This window comes from Nitratireductor basaltis (assembly GCF_000733725.1).
Classification (GTDB): domain Bacteria; phylum Pseudomonadota; class Alphaproteobacteria; order Rhizobiales; family Rhizobiaceae; genus Chelativorans; species Chelativorans basaltis.
In genome coordinates this window covers 682,358-699,766 of record NZ_JMQM01000001.1, presented here as the reverse complement: position 1 = coordinate 699,766, position 17,409 = coordinate 682,358, and the positions used below count along the sequence as shown (strand labels likewise).

At 60.0% G+C, this 17,409-nt stretch carries 14 protein-coding genes and 1 pseudogene; 7 read left to right on the top strand and 8 right to left on the bottom strand.

Annotation, left to right across the window (positions count from 1 at the left end; translation table 11 throughout):
• Window positions 1-109: 109 nt before the first annotated feature.
• The 3 genes from EL18_RS03330 to ettA all read right to left on the bottom strand — a co-directional run bounded on the left by EL18_RS03330 (window position 110) and on the right by ettA (window position 3,707).
• Window positions 110-517 carry a response regulator gene (locus tag EL18_RS03330; RefSeq protein ID WP_036479751.1) on the bottom strand — a complete coding sequence of 136 codons (408 nt, stop codon included), beginning with the start codon at window positions 515-517 and terminating at the stop codon, window positions 110-112.
• Window positions 514-1,962, bottom strand: coding sequence for a PAS domain-containing protein (locus EL18_RS03325; protein ID WP_036479749.1), 1,449 nt, complete (start codon window positions 1,960-1,962; stop codon window positions 514-516). The genes EL18_RS03330 and EL18_RS03325 overlap by 4 nt, the downstream gene beginning before the upstream one ends.
• A 95-nt stretch (window positions 1,963-2,057) precedes the next feature.
• On the bottom strand, window positions 2,058-3,707 hold the full coding sequence (gene ettA, locus EL18_RS03320) for an energy-dependent translational throttle protein EttA (RefSeq protein WP_036479747.1): 1,650 nt from the start codon (window positions 3,705-3,707) through the stop codon (window positions 2,058-2,060).
• Window positions 3,708-3,810: 103 nt separating this feature from the next.
• Between ettA and EL18_RS03315 the strand changes: the two genes are divergently transcribed.
• From EL18_RS03315 to EL18_RS03305, 3 genes are all read left to right on the top strand, one after another.
• Window positions 3,811-4,740, top strand: coding sequence for an alpha/beta fold hydrolase (locus EL18_RS03315; protein WP_036479745.1), 930 nt, complete (start codon window positions 3,811-3,813; stop codon window positions 4,738-4,740).
• 96 nt (window positions 4,741-4,836) lie between these two features.
• Window positions 4,837-6,012: a CaiB/BaiF CoA transferase family protein gene (locus tag EL18_RS03310; RefSeq protein WP_036479742.1), complete on the top strand. Its 1,176-nt coding sequence runs from the start codon at window positions 4,837-4,839 to the stop codon at window positions 6,010-6,012.
• Window positions 6,009-7,658: a thiamine pyrophosphate-binding protein gene (locus EL18_RS03305; protein WP_036479739.1), complete on the top strand. Its 1,650-nt coding sequence runs from the start codon at window positions 6,009-6,011 to the stop codon at window positions 7,656-7,658. Before EL18_RS03310 ends, EL18_RS03305 begins: the two co-directional genes overlap by 4 nt.
• A gap of 35 nt (window positions 7,659-7,693) precedes the next feature.
• On the opposite strand, the gene EL18_RS18020 is transcribed toward EL18_RS03305, so the two are convergent.
• Complete coding sequence (locus EL18_RS18020; protein WP_200875493.1) at window positions 7,694-7,867, bottom strand: glycine zipper domain-containing protein; 174 nt, start codon at window positions 7,865-7,867, stop codon at window positions 7,694-7,696.
• A 265-nt stretch (window positions 7,868-8,132) separates the two neighbouring features.
• Here EL18_RS18020 and EL18_RS03300 point away from each other — a divergent pair, with 265 nt between their 5' ends.
• The 4 genes from EL18_RS03300 (at window position 8,133) to EL18_RS03285 (ending at window position 11,528) form a co-directional block, all read left to right on the top strand.
• Window positions 8,133-8,390 carry a hypothetical protein gene (locus EL18_RS03300; RefSeq protein WP_036479736.1) on the top strand — a complete coding sequence of 86 codons (258 nt, stop codon included), beginning with the start codon at window positions 8,133-8,135 and terminating at the stop codon, window positions 8,388-8,390.
• A gap of 257 nt (window positions 8,391-8,647) precedes the next feature.
• Window positions 8,648-9,976 carry an omega-aminotransferase AptA gene (aptA, locus tag EL18_RS03295; RefSeq protein ID WP_036479733.1) on the top strand — a complete coding sequence of 443 codons (1,329 nt, stop codon included), beginning with the start codon at window positions 8,648-8,650 and terminating at the stop codon, window positions 9,974-9,976.
• On the top strand, window positions 9,976-10,263 hold the full coding sequence (locus EL18_RS03290) for a cupin domain-containing protein (RefSeq protein ID WP_036479731.1): 288 nt from the start codon (window positions 9,976-9,978) through the stop codon (window positions 10,261-10,263). Before aptA ends, EL18_RS03290 begins: the two co-directional genes overlap by 1 nt.
• Window positions 10,264-10,277: 14 nt before the next feature.
• Complete coding sequence (locus EL18_RS03285) at window positions 10,278-11,528, top strand: Zn-dependent hydrolase (protein ID WP_036483880.1); 1,251 nt, start codon at window positions 10,278-10,280, stop codon at window positions 11,526-11,528.
• Between the two features lie 20 nt (window positions 11,529-11,548).
• Here the strand turns inward: EL18_RS03285 and EL18_RS03280 are convergent, their stop codons facing one another.
• The 4 genes and pseudogenes from EL18_RS03280 to EL18_RS03265 form a co-directional block, all read right to left on the bottom strand.
• Window positions 11,549-12,250, bottom strand: a complete 702-nt coding sequence (locus EL18_RS03280) for an SDR family NAD(P)-dependent oxidoreductase (protein ID WP_200875492.1) — start codon at window positions 12,248-12,250, stop codon at window positions 11,549-11,551.
• A gap of 83 nt (window positions 12,251-12,333) precedes the next feature.
• Window positions 12,334-13,353, bottom strand: a complete 1,020-nt coding sequence (locus EL18_RS17220; RefSeq protein ID WP_051913722.1) for a peptidase inhibitor family I36 protein — start codon at window positions 13,351-13,353, stop codon at window positions 12,334-12,336.
• A 642-nt stretch (window positions 13,354-13,995) separates the two neighbouring features.
• Window positions 13,996-16,143 (bottom strand): annotated as a pseudogene (locus EL18_RS03270) (dipeptide ABC transporter ATP-binding protein); the annotation flags it as partial.
• Window positions 16,144-16,254: 111 nt separating this feature from the next.
• Window positions 16,255-17,409 carry an ABC transporter permease gene (locus tag EL18_RS03265; protein ID WP_425277130.1) on the bottom strand — a complete coding sequence of 385 codons (1,155 nt, stop codon included), beginning with the start codon at window positions 17,407-17,409 and terminating at the stop codon, window positions 16,255-16,257.

The following is a 17,409-nucleotide window of genomic DNA, read 5'->3' as shown; positions in this document are numbered from 1 at the left end:
CTGCTTGTATCAACGGAATACTATGCCTTACCGCCAATGAAAATGCGAAGAGGCTACTTGTCGCGTCTCAATTGGTAACAGTTTTGCGTCAGCCTGTGCATATTCGTGATTATTTGGCAGCAGCAGCGTTTGCCAGTGCCTGGCTGATCCCCCGCTGAACGTCATCAGCCGTATATGGCTTCTGCAGAATGGGGCGGTGATGCCATTCCTCTGGAATGCCCGACCGGTCGTAACCCGTGGCAAAGACCATCGGAATGTTCTGCTGCACCAGAAGTTCGGCCAGCGGGAAGACCGGAGTGCCACCGACATTCACGTCGAGTATGGCGACATCCGCATCAACGCCATTCTCCAGAAGCTCCTTGGCCTTGTCGAAGCGCATGGCAGGGCCAATCACTGCACAGCCGAAGTCTTCAAGCATCATTTCCAGATTCATGGCCACCAGCGCCTCGTCTTCCACGACGAGCACTCGGATATCATTCAGGTCCTGCGGGGCTGTCTCAGCATTGACGACGATCATTGAACGGCCACCTCATATGGAATTGCTATGCGACAGGAATAGCCGCCACTATCGAATTGCGCCTGGAATTCACCATCCAGTTCACCCTCCACGACGCGGTGGATCATACGGCTGCCGAAACCCTTGTAGTCGGGCTGCTTCACGACAGGCCCGCTTTCCTCCTGCCAGGTTATGACAAGTTGCCCGCTCTTGAGATCGACTTTCCACTCGATCCTGACACAGCCTTCCGCCGTGCTAAGGGCTCCGTATTTGGCAGCATTGGTCGTGATCTCGTGCAAGACGAGTGCAAGAGCGATTGCCGTTTTTGGGTTAAGAACGACCCAACTCCCCTTGCAGACATAGCGCTCGGGTCCATAGGCAATCAGTTCCTGATTCACCAGCGCGCTTAGCTCGGCATTGGCCCATTCCTGAACGCTCAGGATGTTGTGGGCGTTGGAGAGTGCGATGATACGGGATTCGAGATCCTCACGCGCGGAAGTCAGGTCGCGCGCGGTGCGCATGGTCTGGGAAGCTATGGACTGCACGGTGGCGAGCGTGTTCTTCACACGATGATTGAGTTCATCCAGCAAGAGCCGCTGGCGTTTCTGCGTGCGCACCGCTTCCGTGCGGTCCATGCCCTGGACAAAAACGCCCGAGATATTGCCGTCTTCGTCGCGGATCGGATCGTAGGTGAAATCGAAGAAAACTTCGCGCGGCTTCTCCTCGTCCTCGGTCTGGAGAAGCGCCCTGCCAGCTTCGCCACTTACGGCTTTTCCCGTCCGGTAGACCTTGTCCAGGAGTTCGACATATCCCTGTCCCTCGATTTCGGGAAGGGCTTCGGTCAGCGGCTTGCCGAGGATGGCCCGCTCACCGATGAGCCGCATATAGGCGTCATTTGCGAAGGTGAACACATGGTCGGGTCCCGAGAGCACCGCAATCAGGCTCGGCGCTTGCTGGAACAGACGGCGGAAATTCTCGCTCTCGGCATGGAGGTCCTGGTGCTGCCGTTCCGCCTCGCGCGCGCGTTCCAGAAGACGCACTTCATCCAGGCGGAAGGGGAGATGTGCCGCTTGCCGCAACCGGACCAGATCCGTCACATCCACCGTGTTCTGCACGATGAACTCGACAGCTCCGTTGTCATCTGCAAGCGGCGTGTGCACGGCCGTCCAGTAGCGTTGCTCCATCCCGCCGCCCTCGCTTTCAGGACGGGGAATGTCATAGGGAATATAGGCAAGCGTATCCTGCTCGCCTGTCTCTAACACACGTTTGAAGGAAGCTTTCAGCCGCTGGCCGCTTTCGCCTTCGTTGGGGAAGAGGTCGAAAACATTACGGCCCACGAGCTCGTCACAGCTTCGGTTGGTGGCACGCTCATAAGCTTTGTTCGCCGTGACAAAGCACAGCTGCCTATCAAGAACCATGTATGGACTGGAGAGCTCCTGAAACAGAAGCTCGAAATCTACCGTCACTTGGTTCCCCACATAACTTTCGCCCCAACTGAGCCTGAACGCACTGCCGCGCGAAAGGTTTCAGCCGGCAACAAAAAATTGCCGGCTGAAGATTGTCACCGCGTGAGTGGCTTGTAGGTCACTCGTTTCGGATTGACGCTTTCCGGCCCCAGGCGGCGGATCTTGTCTTTCTCGTAATCCTCGAAATTGCCCTCGAACCATTCAACGTGGCTGTCACCTTCGAAGGCAAGCATATGCGTGGCTAGACGGTCGAGGAACATGCGATCGTGCGAGATGATAACGGCGCAACCGGCATAGTTCTCCAGCGCGTCTTCGAGTGCTGCCAGCGTTTCGGTATCGAGGTCGTTGGTCGGTTCGTCGAGCAGAAGAACGTTGGAGCCTTCTTTTAGCAGCTTGGCCATGTGAACACGGTTGCGCTGGCCGCCAGAAAGTGTGCCCACCTTCTGCTGCTGGTCCCCGCCCTTGAAGTTGAAGGAAGAGCAGTAGGCGCGCGAGTTCACCTCGTGCTTGCCGAGCTTGAGAACGTCATTGCCCCCGGAAATCTCTTCCCAGACCGTCTTGTTCGGGTCGAGCGAATCGCGGCTCTGGTCCACATAGCCGAGTTTGACCGTTTCGCCGATGCGGATCTCTCCGCCATCGGGCTTTTCCTGTCCCGTGATCATCCGGAACAGGGTGGTCTTGCCCGCACCGTTGGCACCGATCACGCCGACAATGCCGCCTGGAGGGAGCTTGAAGGTCAAATCGTCGACCAGCAGGCGGTCGCCATAACCCTTGGTCAGACCTTCGGCCTCGATCACCACATTGCCAAGTCGTTCGCCAGCCGGAATGATGATCTGCGCGTCGCCCGGGCGGCGGTCGCTTGCTGCCTGCACCAGCTCGTCATAGGCGCGGATACGCGCTTTCGACTTGGCCTGGCGCGCCTTCGGGCTCGCCGAAATCCATTCGCGCTCGCGTGAAAGAGCCTTGAGGCGCGATGCCTCCTCCCGGCCTTCCTGCTCCATGCGCTTGGCCTTCTTCTCCAGATAGGCGGTGTAGTTCCCCTCATAAGGAATGCCGCGGCCGCGATCGAGTTCGAGGATCCAGCCTGTGACATTGTCGAGGAAGTAGCGATCATGGGTGATGATCATCACCGCGCCGGGATATTCCCGCAGATGCTTCTCAAGCCATGCGGTGGTCTCGGCATCAAGATGGTTGGTGGGCTCATCGAGAAGCAGAAGGTCGGGCTGGCGCAGCAGAAGCTGGCAGAGCGCGACACGGCGCTTCTCACCACCCGAAAGCTTCGTGACATCCGCATCTGCCGGGGGGCAGCGCAGGGCTTCCATCGCCATTTCGACCTGGCTGTCCAGATCCCACAGATTCTGGCTGTCGATCTTGTCCTGAAGCGCACTCGCCTCCTCCGCGGTCTCGTCGGAGTAGTTCATCATGAGCTCGTTGTAACGGTCGAGAATGGTCTTCTTGTCAGCCACGCCTTCCATCACATTGCCCATCACGTCGAGCGATTCATCGAGCTGCGGCTCCTGTGGAAGATAGCCACAGGTCGCACCCTCCGCGAGCCACGCCTCGCCCGTATATTCCTTGTCGAGACCCGCCATGATGCGCAGCACGGTCGACTTGCCCGCACCATTGGGGCCCAGAATGCCGATCTTCGCATCCGGGTAGAAGGACAGATGGATGTTATCCAGCACCTTCTTGGCGCCATAGGCCTTGTTCAGTCCGGCCATGTGGTAGATGAATTGGCGTGCCATGTGGCTCGTCGCACTCCATGATCGTGGGAAAGATTGCCCGCGTATGTAGGCGAAAGGCGCCGGCGGAGCAATGCGCAAGCTATAGGTTCACAGGAGAGTTCGATTGGCCTTCGACACCGAGACCACCCTTCCCTCTCCGACGGGCGCCAGGCTGCATCTGAACATCATGAATGCAAGAAGTGCTGAACTGGCTGTTGTCCACGTCAATCACGGGCTTTCCGAGCATTCTGGCCGTTACGCCCGTTTCGCCGCCAGTCTCGCCGATGCGGGCTTTCATGTTTACGCACATGACCATCGCGGTCACGGCCACACAACCGCACCCGATGCCGAGCAGGGCGTGTTTGCAGCCGAAGATGGACCGTTAAAAGTCAGCGACGACATGCGTGCGGTACATCAACACATCAAGAAGGAGCATCCGAGCCTCCCGGTCATTATGTTCGGCCATTCGATGGGCGGGCAACTCGCCCTCTACCACCTCACCCGCTTCCCCAGCTCGGTGAAAGCGGCCGCGATCTGGAATGCGCCCATCGTGCCCCATCTTGCAGCACGAGTGGCGAAACTGGTGCTTGGCTGGGAGCGTTTCCGGCTGGGCAGCGATGTTCCTTCGCGCCTCATGCCTGCCCTTACATTCGCGAGCTGGTCGCGCGCAACGGATGAGAACCGCACTGCATCGGACTGGCTGTCACGCGACCGGGAAGAAGTTGACAAATACATCATGGATCCGCTGTCCGGCTGGCTTCCAAGCGTCTCCATGTGGCGCGACATTTTCGACATCAACCTGGCCATCGCCGACAAAGATGCCTTTGAGAGTGTTCCACGCGATCTGCCGCTCCAGATCATAGGCGGCGAGGCCGACCCTTCCACCTCCAATGCGAAGGTTACCCGCAAGCTTGCGGCAAGACTTCAAGACGAAGGCTTCTCCAACATCGAATCTCGTTTCTATCCCGACACCCGCCACGAGACGCTGAACGAGATCAACCGCGACGAGGCGACCGGAGATTTCATTGCCTGGGCCAAGCAAGCCTGCCGCTGAGGCGCAACAGCCCAACCGCCTGCGCACTGGCGAGGCAACCACGCATCTGCTACCCCAGCCATCCAGATCATGTCTCTACAGGTTCAACAGACAGAAATGGCAGAAGCACCACTGAAAGGCGTTCGCGTTATCGAACTCGCACGCATTCTGGCAGGCCCATGGGCCGGCCAGCTCCTTGCCGATCTCGGCGCAGATGTCATCAAGGTGGAAAACCCGGCTGGTGGCGACGACACCCGCAAATGGGGACCTCCCTTCGTCATGGGACAGGACGGCGAGAACCTTTCCGCCGCCTACTATCACGCCGCCAATCGAGGCAAGCGCTCCATCACGCTCGACTTTTCCCGTGAGAAGGATTGTGCGCGTCTGAAAAAGCTGATCGCAACCGCCGATATCCTGATCGAGAACTTCAAGCTCGACGGATTGAAGAAATACGGCCTCGACTATGAGAGCCTGAAGGCGATCAATCCGAAGCTCGTCTATTGCTCGATCACCGGCTTCGGCCAGACCGGCCCCTATGCTGCGCGTGCGGGCTACGACTTCATCATCCAGGGTATGTCCGGCCTCATGTCGATCACCGGCGCCCCGGGCGGCGAGCCGCAGAAGGTCGGTGTGGCCGTCAGCGACATCTTCACGGGCCTTTATTCGGTCATCGCCATACAGGCAGCACTTCGCCATGCGGAAAAGACGGGCGAAGGCCAGCATATCGACATGGCGCTTCTGGATTCGCAGATCGCGGCCCTGGGCAATCAGAACCTGAACTATCTGGTCTCGGGCGAGGCACCGGCGCAGATGGGCAATGCCCACCTGAACATCGCGCCCTATGAAGTACTTCCCGTGAAGGACGGCCATATCATTTTGGCGGTCGGCAATGACGGCCAGTTCCAGCGTTTCTGCAAGGTGGTGGATCTTTCGGATCTCGCCAACGATCCCCGTTTTTCAACCAATCCCGCCCGCGTCACCAATCGCGAGGCTCTGCGCAAGGTCATCGAAAAGCGCCTGGCAGCCTGGGAAAAGAAGAAGCTGTTGGCAGAGCTTGAAGTGAATGCGGTGCCCGCAAGCCCCATCAACACCATTGCCGAAGCCTTCGATGATCCGCAGGCCAAGGCGCGCGGCATGAAGCTAGAGCTTGATGATGGGCACGGCAACAAGCTGCCTTCGGTTCGCGCGCCGATGGTCATGTCCGGCACGCCGCTTTCCTATGAACGGCCAAGCCCGCGCCTGGGCGAGCACACGGAAGAAATCCTGCGCGAAATCGGGGAGGCAAGCGAATGAGGACCGGTGGTCAGCTGATTGTTGATGCGTTGGAGGCCAATGGCATTGACCGCATCTTCTGCGTGCCCGGCGAAAGCTATCTCGCAGTGCTTGACGCGCTGCATGATTCTGAAATCAAGACGGTTGTCTGCCGCCAGGAAGGTGGCGCTGCCATGATGGCCGATTGCGAGGGCCGCCTGACCGGCAAGCCCGGCATCTGCTTCGTCACACGCGGCCCTGGTGCCACCAACGCTTCTGCAGGCGTCCACATCGCGATGCAGGATTCCATCCCGATGATCCTGTTCATCGGACAGGTCGCAAGTCACGCCCGCGAGCGCGAAGCCTTCCAGGAAGTCGATTACCGCGCTTTTTTCGGTCCCATCGCCAAGTGGGCGACGGAGATCGATGACCCGGCGCGGGTGCCCGAAATCGTCACACGCGCCTTTGCCGTGGCAACCTCAGGCCGACCCGGACCGGTCGTCATTTCCCTGCCGGAAGACATGCTCACAGCTGAAGCAGATGCGCCGGCTCCGCGCCGCTTCACGCCAGTGACAACCCGGCCGGGCCACGTGGAGATGGAAAAGCTCTCAGAACTTCTGAACAATGCGAAACGCCCCTTCGCCATTCTCGGCGGCACGCGCTGGGATGAGGCCTCCGTCTCCGCATTTCAACGCGCAGCCGAAGAATGGGCCCTGCCCGTCGGCTGCTCCTTCCGCCGACAGATGCTCTTTGACCATCTCCACCCCTGCTATGCGGGCGATGTGGGCATCGGTCCGAACCCGAAGCTCGCCACAGCGATCAAGGAAAGCGATCTCGTGCTGCTGATCGGTGGACGCTTCGGCGAAATGCCGTCCTCCGACTACACGCTTCTCAAAAGCCCTTATCCGGACCAGACGCTCGTGCATGTCCATGCCGATGCCGAGGAGCTTGGCCGCGTCTACAGACCCGATCTGGCGATCCACTCAACGCCCGCGGCCTTCGCGACCGAATTCGCCAGGACGAAACCGCACGCAGTGCCCTCTTGGGAGCCGCGCACGGAAGAATTGCACGCGAATTATCTCGACTGGTCCACGCCGCCAGCCTCCGGCCCAGGTGCGGTCCAGATGGGACCCATCATGCAGCATCTTGAAGACGTGCTTTCGGATGACGCGATCTTCACCAATGGTGCGGGCAACTACGCCACCTGGATTCACCGCTTCCACCGCTTCCGCCGCTTCGCAACCCAGGGCGCACCCACCTCTGGTTCGATGGGTTATGGAGTGCCGGCCGCGGTCTCCGCCAAGCTGCGCTTTCCCGAGCGTGACGTGATCGCGTTCGCCGGCGACGGCTGCTTCATGATGAACGGCCAGGAGTTCGCCACTGCCGTGCAATACGACCTGCCGATCATCGTATTTGTGGTCAACAACGGCATCTATGGCACGATCCGCATGCATCAGGAGCGCGAATATCCCGGCCGCGTGTCAGGGACGGATCTCAGGAACCCGGACTTCGCCGCCCTTGCTCGCGCTTATGGCGGGCATGGCGAGACCGTGACAGAGACCGCGCAGTTCCCGGATGCATTCAAGCGCGCACGCGAAAGCGGCAAGCCTGCGATCATCGAGATCCAGCTTGATCCGGAAGCGATCACACCGGTGAAGACCCTCACCGATATACGCGAGAAGCGTTGAGCGGGAAGCCAGTGCGGGGCTTGTGCCCCGCAACATCAGTTGCGTCGGCTTGAAAAGACCGCGCCGCTCGCAGCGCCGACGGCAATGCCGATGGCGATACCAACCGGCGTATTTTCGAGGATTATTCCGAGCAGCGCGCCCAGCGCGACGCCGAGCGCGATGGAAACGCCCATATTGGGCGATTTAAGCTTCGATAGTTTTTGGTTCATGGGCTGAACCTACCCGAGCCAAGTGACACGACAGTGGCAGGCGGCATCACGATTTTTCTCTCTGTCGTTTTCTCCGTTGATGGCCCTGCACATGCCCATGCTCTCACGCGGTACTGCGACAATTTAATCGCGTAACACAACTTCTCGTGATGGATTGTGAGTTGCCATTACTGTGGGCATAGGTAAGTTGCGCCCTGCGGATTATCACCGCGTAATAGATGTATATATTTTTAGATAAAATACTGATTTTTCAGGAGATTTTTCAGTGAAAAAGATCGCACTCACCACGCTCTTCGCCATGGCCGTAATTCAGGCAGCATCCGCTCACAGCTTCCAGCCGAGCGAGCCGAATTCCGGTCCGGGTTCTAACCGTGCCATTGGCATCATGATGGTCGACCGCTCCATCAACACGGCCAGCGTCGGTACCAGCCGCCGCGCTCCGGTTGGCTTTTCTGCGGCCAGCGGTTTTGCCGTCAGCGACAGCAATGATCGCCCGGAGCCGACTTTCTACCGTGCACGCTAATCCGGCCCCATCACCAATTGCAGGCGGCAGGTCCCCATGCCTGCCGCCTGTCACCCCTATACCGGCTGTAGGCTCTCACTGCTCGAACCGAACGGATTGGCCAAAATCACTGGACCAATTTACAGGTCCAGATTGGCGCGCGAAGCATTCTTTCCCATTGCCTAAGGTGCACCCCATAGCCAAACTGGCACAACGGACTTAAAGGCAGCGCACACAAGCGCCTGAAGTCCCGTGGGGAACATGATGGGAGTCATACGATGCTGAACCGGCCAGCCTCCAAGCCGAACGACCTCAATGCATTCTGGATGCCGTTTACGGCCAATCGGCAGTTCAAGCAGGCACCACGCATGTTCGTCTCGGCGAAGGACATGCACTATACGACCGATGACGGTCGCGAGGTGCTCGATGCGACTTCGGGCCTGTGGTGCGTCAATGCCGGCCACTGCCGACCGAAGATCACGGAAGCCATCCAGCGCCAGGCCGCCGAGCTCGACTACGCGCCGGCCTTTCAGATGGGCCACCCCATCGCCTTCGAATTCGCATCCAAACTTGCAGCAATCGCACCGCAAGGCATGGACCATGTCTTTTACACCAATTCCGGCTCGGAATCGGTCGAGACCGCTCTCAAGATCGCGCTTGCCTATCATCGCGCGAAAGGTGATGGCTCCCGCTTCCGCCTGATCGGTCGCGAACGCGGCTATCACGGCGTCAATTTCGGCGGCATTTCGGTTGGCGGCATTGTCGCCAACCGCAAGATGTTCGGCACGCTTCTGACAGGCGTCGATCATCTGCCCCACACCCACCTGCCGGAGCATAACTCCTTCACCCGCGGTGAACCGGAAACGGGCGAAGATCTGGCAGACGCGCTTGAGCGTATCGTCACGCTCCACGACGCCTCGACGATCGCAGCCGTCATTGTCGAGCCGGTGGCAGGTTCAACCGGTGTGCTGATCCCGCCCAAGGGTTATTTGAAGCGCCTGCGCAATATATGCGACAAGCACGGCATTCTCCTGATCTTCGACGAGGTCATCACCGGCTTCGGCCGCCTCGGAACGCCCTTCGCCGCCGATTATTTCGACGTGATCCCGGATATCATGACCACAGCCAAGGGCGTGACGAACGGCGTCATCCCGATGGGGGCGGTTTTCGTGAAGAAGGAGATCCACGATGCCTTCATGAAAGGACCCGAGCATCTGATCGAGTTCTTCCACGGCTACACCTATTCAGGCAATCCGATTGCCTGTGCAGCGGGCATTGCCACGCTTGAAACCTATCAGGAAGAAGGTCTTCTCACCCGCGGCGCGGAACTGGCGCACTACTGGGAAGATGCCCTGCATTCCTTGAAAGACGCGCGCCACGTCATCGACATTCGCAACATCGGTCTTGTCGGCGCGATCGAACTGGAGCCGATGGCCGGTCAGCCCACCAAGCGCGCCTTCACCGCTTTCCTGAAGGCATTTGAAGAAGGCGTACTCATCCGCACCACCGGCGACATCATCGCGCTTTCCCCGCCGCTCATCGTCGAGCACGAGCAGATCGACCGCATAGTGGACTGCATCCGTTCCGTTCTGGCGGAAATCGATTGATGGAGCGGCCGAAGGCAACGCACCGGGTCGAGGTTGATGACGAGCGGGTGCGCGTCACCCGCTGGGACTTCGAGCCAGGCGCGGAAACGGGATGGCATGTCCATGGCATGGATTACGTCATCACGACCGTCACACCCTGCTCTCTTCTTCTGGAACTGCCCGGTGGGAACACGAACCGTGTGGATATGGAGGCAGGCTTCAGTTATCGCAGGGCTGAAGGCGTGGAGCATAACGTCATAAATGCGGGCGATGCACCGATGACCTTCGTCGAAGTGGAACTGAAATAGGATTGGACAACAGCATGGCCGCACCGGGCGAGAACATGAAGATCAATGCCGACCGTCTGTGGGACTCTCTCATGGAGATGGCAAAGATCGGACCCGGCATCGCGGGCGGCAACAACCGCCAGACCCTTACCGATGAGGATGCGGAAGGCCGCGCGCTCTTCGCAAAGTGGTGCGAGGAAGCCGGCCTTTCAATGAGCGTGGATGACATGGGCAACATGATCGCCCGCCGCGAGGGTACAGATCCCGACGCCCTGCCCGTCTATGTCGGCTCACATCTCGACACCCAGCCGACCGGTGGAAAATATGACGGCGTTCTGGGCGTCTTGGGCGGCCTTGAAGTGGTCCGCACGCTGAATGATCTCGGCGTGAAGACGAAGCACCCCATTGTCGTCGTCAACTGGACCAATGAGGAAGGCTCTCGCTTCGCACCCGCAATGCTCTCCTCCGGCGTCTTCGCCGGCCTTCACGACCGGGAATGGGCCTATGACCGCACCGATGCGCAAGGCAAGCGCTTCGGCGACGAGCTTGAGCGCATCGGCTGGAAAGGTGAGGAAAAGACCGGCGAGCGCAAGATGCATGCCTATTACGAACTTCACATCGAGCAGGGCCCGATCCTTGAAGACGAGTTCACCGATATCGGCGTCGTCACTCATGGTCAGGGCCTGAAATGGCTGAAGGTCACGCTGACGGGCCGTGAAAGCCACACGGGCTCCACGCCCATGTACAAGCGCCGCAATGCGGGTCTGGGCCTTGCCCGTCTGACCGAGCTGGTCCACGAGATCGCAATGGATTTCCAGCCGGACGCCGTCGGCGCCATCGGCCATGTGGAAGTCTATCCAAACTCGCCGAACATCATCCCCGGCCGCACGGTCTGCACCATCGACATCCGATCTCCCGACAAGCGCATCCTCGACCAGATGGACAAGCGCATCCGTGCCGGCACGGAAACGATCTGCGATGCGCTGGGAATCGACCACGAGATCGAGATGGTCAATCATTTCGATCCTGTCGCCTTCGACGAGAAGCTGGTGGAAACGGTACGCAAGGCTGCAAAGCGCCTGAGCTACAGCCACATGGATATCGTCTCCGGGGCGGGACACGATGCCTGCTACATAAACCGCGTCGCTCCCACCGCAATGATCATGTGCCCCTGTGTCGGCGGCCTGTCCCACAACGAGGCCGAGGAGATCGACAAGGAATGGGCGCAGGCAGGCGCTGACGTGCTCTTGCATTCGGTGCTGGAGACGGCAGAACTGGAAGCCTGACCCGGCAACGGGCGCCTCTCCTACCAGGGCAGGCGCTCACCACTGCGGTCGAGGAAACTGCCTGTATCTTCCGGGGTTAACCGATCGATCAGCGCAAGTATCGCCGCCGCGCTTTCGTCGGGCTGTTGTATAGTCAATCCGCTCTTGGCGAAGGGGCCGGATAACCCACTCTCCACGGTGCCCGGATGCAGCGCCACGCAAATGCTCTGCCGGTGCGTTCGGCTCCACTCGATTGCTGCCGTGCGCACGAACTGGTTCAGCGCGGCTTTCGATGCGCGATAGCTGTACCAGCCGCCCAGCCGGTTGTCGCCGATCGAGCCGACCTTGGCCGACAGCGTGGCAAAGACGACCTTTCCCTCCCGCGGCATGCGCCTGAGGAAGTGCTTCATCAAAAGCGCCGGACCCATTGCATTGACTCTGAAATTCGCCTCCATACCCTCCACCGACAGGGCGCGCAGGCTCTTTTCCGGCTTGATCTCGCCCTGATGAAGAAAGCCGGTGGCGTCGACCACGAGACGGAGGTCCCCGTATCCGGCAGCATGATCGGCAGCTTCCGCTATCGTAGCTTCGTCAGCGAGATCGAGTTGAGGTCGTGAGCTGCGCGACAGCCGAAGAACCGTCTTAAAATGCCCTTCAAGCCTTTCGGAGATTGCTGCGCCTATGGCACCCGAGGCGCCAACCACTACCGCCACATCTGTTTTATCGAAACTGTCCAACGCCATTCCTCCGGCAGTTCCTTGAAGATAGTGCAAGGAACTGCCGGAGAAAGTGCCGCCGGACAATCAGGCATCCGTGCTGAAACTGGTCAGCGCAGCACCTCGATGGAGGTGACATTGTCATTTCGCCCGCCGCCAAGCGGGAGGCCTTGGCCGATGACCGGCACATTGCCCGTATAGGTATCGCACCAACCACCGAAATTCTTGTGCTGGCACACCCGTACTCGCGAACCACGCGGCACCCGGATTGAGGAGATGCGGTCATTCCAGCGGCGGTCGAGTTCGGCCGTTTTCTGGCCACGCCTCATGCAAAACTGGTCGCCGCCATAATTGATGTGCTCGTAGAAGCAGACCTGTCTCTGCTGGTTGCCGCCATGTTGCCCGCCCGAGCCAAAACCGGGGCCGGGCTTGTTGCCACCATGCTGACCGCCCGAGCCGAAGCCGGGGCCGGGCTCGTTGCCTCCATGCTGGCCGCCCGAGCCGAAGCCGGGGCCGGGCTTGTTGTCCCCATGTTGCCCGCCCGAGCCGAAGCCGGGGTTGGGTCGGTTGCCGCCCTGCTGTCCCCCGGCGCGTGTCACGCGAAAGGAGGAAATGCGGTCAGCCTGACCGCGGGGAAGTTGCGAAACACTGGCGTCGAAGGTTCTGCAGCGTCCACCCCAGTTTCGCCTTGTGCATACCGTGGCCTTGGCGTTGCCCCGGATGCGGATCGATGAAATCCTGTTGTTCAGAAAGCCGCGGAGCGCGCCAGCCTCTTCGCCAACGCCTGCGCAATGGGACCGGCCCTTGAACTGCGCATGCTCGAAAAAACAGACCTCGCCACGGCGTGCACCGCCGGCAGAAGCCTGCCTTATGAAGCGCGAAGAGACCCATCCCTGCTGACGTCGGTAGCGGACAACACACCATTGCCCATCCCGGGAGCAGCGAAAACGCTGCATTCTGTCGCCGCGCCCGACACGGTCGATCACGTCAAAACGCAGGCCCGGGCCGTTCCGCAGATTGACCGTGCGCGTTGCTTCGACGGGTTCCTGTGCGGCGGTAGGCAGCGTGTTTACAAGCGAGAGGATGATGGCGCTGAGTGAAATGAATAATGCGCCTGCTTTTACAGACATGCTGAAATGCTCCTTCTTTAAAAGAAGAAGCTAGACTGATTCACGTGGCAGCAAGATGGCCACGGGCCGGGCCATTCTGCCGCATTTCGGTATCACTCAATCAGCGCTCCGCTGGCCATCCAGTCGCCGCGCCTGTTCCACCCATCCCTCTCGGTCGATGCGTCCCTTGAAGCGCAGATAGCTGTCGACCCAGTCACGCTCCTGCGCACCCCATTCGGCTATCTGCGCGTAGCGATAGATACCCAGATCATTGAGCATCGCCTCGATCTTCGGCCCGATGCCCGAAATTCGCTTCAGGTCATCAGGGTCAGCAGGCTTTGCGATACCGGAAGGCATCTTGCCCTCGTCGCCCGCCTCCTTGTCAGGCCTTGCGCCAATGGCGCGTCGAGCTTCTTCAGGGGTGCTTGCGCGCTCGAGTGGTCGGTTCTGCGCGCTCCTGCGCGCCTTTGCACCGGCACCTCCACCGCGCTTTTTCTTGGCGATCGTGCCCGGAGGGACCTCTGTCGAGGCAGCTCCGCGCCCCTCACCGGCTTCTTTCTGCACGACCTTCGGCGAAGAGGTGCCCGGCACCGCACTTGCAGCGCCCGGCACTTCGCCTGCCGCTTTCTCAGGTTCAACGACTCCTCCGTCTGGCGCAACTTCACCCGCTGCCCCACTTTCCCGGCTGCGTCCCGCATCATCATTCAAGGGTGACTTGGCATCGAAGCTGATGACCGGTTCCATCGCATCCAGCACATCGTCCTCCAGCCAGCACAGACTGCGATGTCCGCCGCCAAGCGTCTTGAATGGCGGAAGTTCTTTCTCGCAGAGCTTGTCCGGCACCAGATGCTTGTAGGGGCAGCGCGTCTGGAACGGGCAGCCCGTGGGCGGATTCATGGCCGAAGGGATATCGCCCTCCAGAACGATATGCTTCTTGCGCACCGAGGTATCGGCGATCGGGATCGCGGACAGAAGCGCTTCAGTATACGGGTGATAGGGCGGCGCGAAGATCTGGTCGGTCGTGCCCTGCTCCACGATATGGCCGAGATACATGACCACCACGCGATCCGCGAGGTACCGCACCACCGACAGGTCATGGCTGATGAAAAGCAGCGTCGTCTTGTTCTTGCGCTGAATGTCCATCAGAAGCTCGGTGACGGCAGCCTGCACCGAAACATCGAGCGCGGAAACCGGCTCGTCCGCCACCACAACCTTCGCATTGCCCGCAAACGCACGCGCAACACCGATGCGCTGTTTCTGCCCACCCGAAAGCTGACGCGGCATGCGGTCGGCAAAGGCGCGTGGCAGCTTCACCAGATCCAGCAGCTCAAGCATCCGCGTCTTGCGGTCTTCGACCGTTTTGCCGATCTTGAACTTCTCCAGCGTTCGCATGATCTGCGAACCAACCGAATGGCTGGGGTTGAGCGTGTCGAACGGGTTCTGGAACACCATCTGGATGCCAGAAACCGTTTCCGTGTCCCGCTCTTCCACGGCAAGATCCTGGATAGGCTCGTCCGTGAAGACCACCTTGCCGTCTGTTGCGGTCTCCAGACCCAACAACACCTTGGCGAGCGTCGACTTTCCGCAACCGGACTCGCCTACAATCGCAACGGTTTCGGACTCGCGTGCCTCGAAGCTGATATGCTCGTTGGCCTTCACCACCCGCGTCTCGGCTCCGCCGAAAATGGCATTGGCCGCGACTTCGTAGTGCTTCTTCAGGCTGTCAATCTTGAGCACCGGCTTGCCGGGCTGGACGGGTTCCTTCTCAGCCATCGCCCCTTCCGGCAGCGCATCCCAGTCGATCTCGTCGAAGCGCACGCAGCGAGAGCGGTGGCCTTCATGTCCGCTGACATCCACCATAGGTATCTCTGCCGCATCACACACGCCCGGCACGAAATGTTGGCAGCGTGGCCCGAAATTGCAGCCCTCCGGGCGCTCATGCGGCAGCGGAAGCTGGCCGGGAATGGCAATCAGGGGCCGCGAGTTCTTGTCGGCTCCCGGCAGCGGGATGGAGCGGAAAAGCCCCTGCGTATAGGGATGGCGCATCCGGTCGAACACGTCCTTTATACGCCCTGTCTCCACTGCCTCGCCGGAATACATCACGGTAATGCGGTCGCAGGTTTCCAGGATGAGACCGAGATTGTGCGACACGAAGATCATCGACGTGCCGTATTTCTTGCCCAGTCCCTTCACCAGTTCGACAATGCCCGCTTCAACTGTCACGTCGAGTGCCGTCGTGGGCTCGTCCAGCAGCAGCAATGCAGGCTTCGACAACAGCGCCATCGCAATGACGATACGCTGCTGCTGTCCGCCCGAAAGCTGGTGCGGATAGGATTTCATGATGCGCTCGGGGTCCGGCAGGCGCACCGATTCCACCATCTCCAGCGCCCGGTTCCACGCCTCTTCCTTCGAAACACTCTCGTGCAGAAGCGGGACTTCCATGAGCTGGCGACCGATCTTCATCGCCGGATTGAGGCTGGCCATCGGCTCCTGATAGATCATGGCAATCTTGTTGCCGCGGATCTGGCGAAGCTCCTCCTCGCTCATCTCCGCCATGTCGCGGCCCATGAACTTGATCCGCCCGCCGACGATCTTCCCGACATTGGAAAGGTCGCGCATGATGGCGAGGGAGACGGTGGACTTGCCGCAGCCCGATTCACCGACAATGCCCATGGCCTCGCCCGGCATGACCTTTGCCGAAAAATCCATCACCGCCGGCACTTCGCCGGCACGCGTGAAGAAGGAGACCGAGAGGTTCTCGATTTCCAGGATCGGCTGATTGCCTTGGGTCGTACTGATGGCTTCGTTCATGGCGTAGCTTTCAGGTTCGGTAGTCTTGGCCCAACGCTTGCTCCAGGCAGATCTTCCCCCTTGTGGGTGAATTGCCTGGATGGTCGGAGTGGAGCATGGCGCGTCATCGCCTCAATCCTTCAGGGACTGCTCGCGCAGCGCATCAGCCAGCAGATTGAGCCCCAAAACAAAGCTCATGAGCGCGAAGACCGGTGGCAATGCGGGATGGATATAGGCGCGCAAGAGGCGGCTCGATTCCTTGATGCCCGTCCCCCAGTCGGGGCTCTCAGGCGCAAGGCCGAGGCCGAAATAGCCAAGTGTCCCAAGGAGGATGGTCGTATAGCCAATGCGCAGACACGCATCCACGATGAGCGGCCCGCGGGCATTCGGCAGCACTTCCCAGAGCATGATGTACCACGGGCCTTCGCCACGGGTCTGGGCTGCGGCAACATAGTCGCGCGTCTTGATGTCCATGACGAGGCCACGCACGATACGGAAGACACCCGGTGCAGAGGCGAACACCACTGCCACGAATATGTTCAACTGGTTGGGCGTGATCGAGATGATGCCGAAGGGATCGGCATTGAATACGAGGCCAATATAGATCCAGCCGCCGATCAGAAGCGTCAGCCCGATCTGCAGCGCCAGAAGCCCGCGCCTCTCATTGAAGCGCGTATAGAAAAGCGTGCAGAACAGGATGATCGGGAAGATGAAGAAGAACCCGGCCAGCCATTGCGGTATCGAGGTCTCGCGGATGCCCGGCGTCACCAGAAGATAGAAAAGCAGAATGACCGGGAAGGCCAGCACCAGGTTTGCCAGAAACGACAGGACCGCATCGACCCGTCCGCCATAATAGCCAGCCGGAAGCCCGAGCGTGGTGCCAACCATTAGCGCGAACATGGTCGCGGCAGGCGCAATGACCAGCACGATCTGGCTGCCATAGATCATGCGCGAGAACACGTCGCGCGCAAGCCGGTCACCGCCGAACAGAAAGGCCTGCCCGCTCTCCGGATCGATGGCACCGGGAAGCGCGCTCTTCAGTACCGCGATCTGCTTCAACGGATCGAAGGGTGCCACGATGTCGGCGAATATCGCCGTGAACAGCCAGAACAGGCAGATCATGACACCGGCCACACCAACGCCCGTATCGAACAGGTGACCATAAAGCCCGAGCCTGTCCCTGAAACGCAGGCTGAGGAAAAGCACGAGCGCCAGCGACAGCCACACCGGCCAGAAGCGCCACAACACGCCCATCACGATTTCAAGCGGGGAGATGAACTCGATCAT

Excerpts from the sequence above, each read along its gene's own strand:
- EL18_RS03330 (WP_036479751.1), bottom strand. The coding sequence starts at position 517 with ATGATCGTCGTCAATGCTGAGACAGCCCCGCAGGACCTGAATGATATC.
- ettA (WP_036479747.1), bottom strand. The coding sequence starts at position 3,707 with ATGGCACGCCAATTCATCTACCACATGGCCGGACTGAACAAGGCCTAT.
- EL18_RS03310 (WP_036479742.1), top strand. The coding sequence starts at position 4,837 with ATGGCAGAAGCACCACTGAAAGGCGTTCGCGTTATCGAACTCGCACGC.
- EL18_RS03305 (WP_036479739.1), top strand. The coding sequence starts at position 6,009 with ATGAGGACCGGTGGTCAGCTGATTGTTGATGCGTTGGAGGCCAATGGC.
- EL18_RS18020 (WP_200875493.1), bottom strand. The coding sequence starts at position 7,867 with ATGAACCAAAAACTATCGAAGCTTAAATCGCCCAATATGGGCGTTTCC.
- aptA (WP_036479733.1), top strand. The coding sequence starts at position 8,648 with ATGCTGAACCGGCCAGCCTCCAAGCCGAACGACCTCAATGCATTCTGG.
- EL18_RS03290 (WP_036479731.1), top strand. The coding sequence starts at position 9,976 with ATGGAGCGGCCGAAGGCAACGCACCGGGTCGAGGTTGATGACGAGCGG.
- EL18_RS03285 (WP_036483880.1), top strand. The coding sequence starts at position 10,278 with ATGGCCGCACCGGGCGAGAACATGAAGATCAATGCCGACCGTCTGTGG.
- EL18_RS03280 (WP_200875492.1), bottom strand. The coding sequence starts at position 12,250 with ATGGCGTTGGACAGTTTCGATAAAACAGATGTGGCGGTAGTGGTTGGC.
- EL18_RS17220 (WP_051913722.1), bottom strand. The coding sequence starts at position 13,353 with ATGTCTGTAAAAGCAGGCGCATTATTCATTTCACTCAGCGCCATCATC.
- EL18_RS03265 (WP_425277130.1), bottom strand. The coding sequence starts at position 17,409 with ATGATCGAGTTCATCTCCCCGCTTGAAATCGTGATGGGCGTGTTGTGG.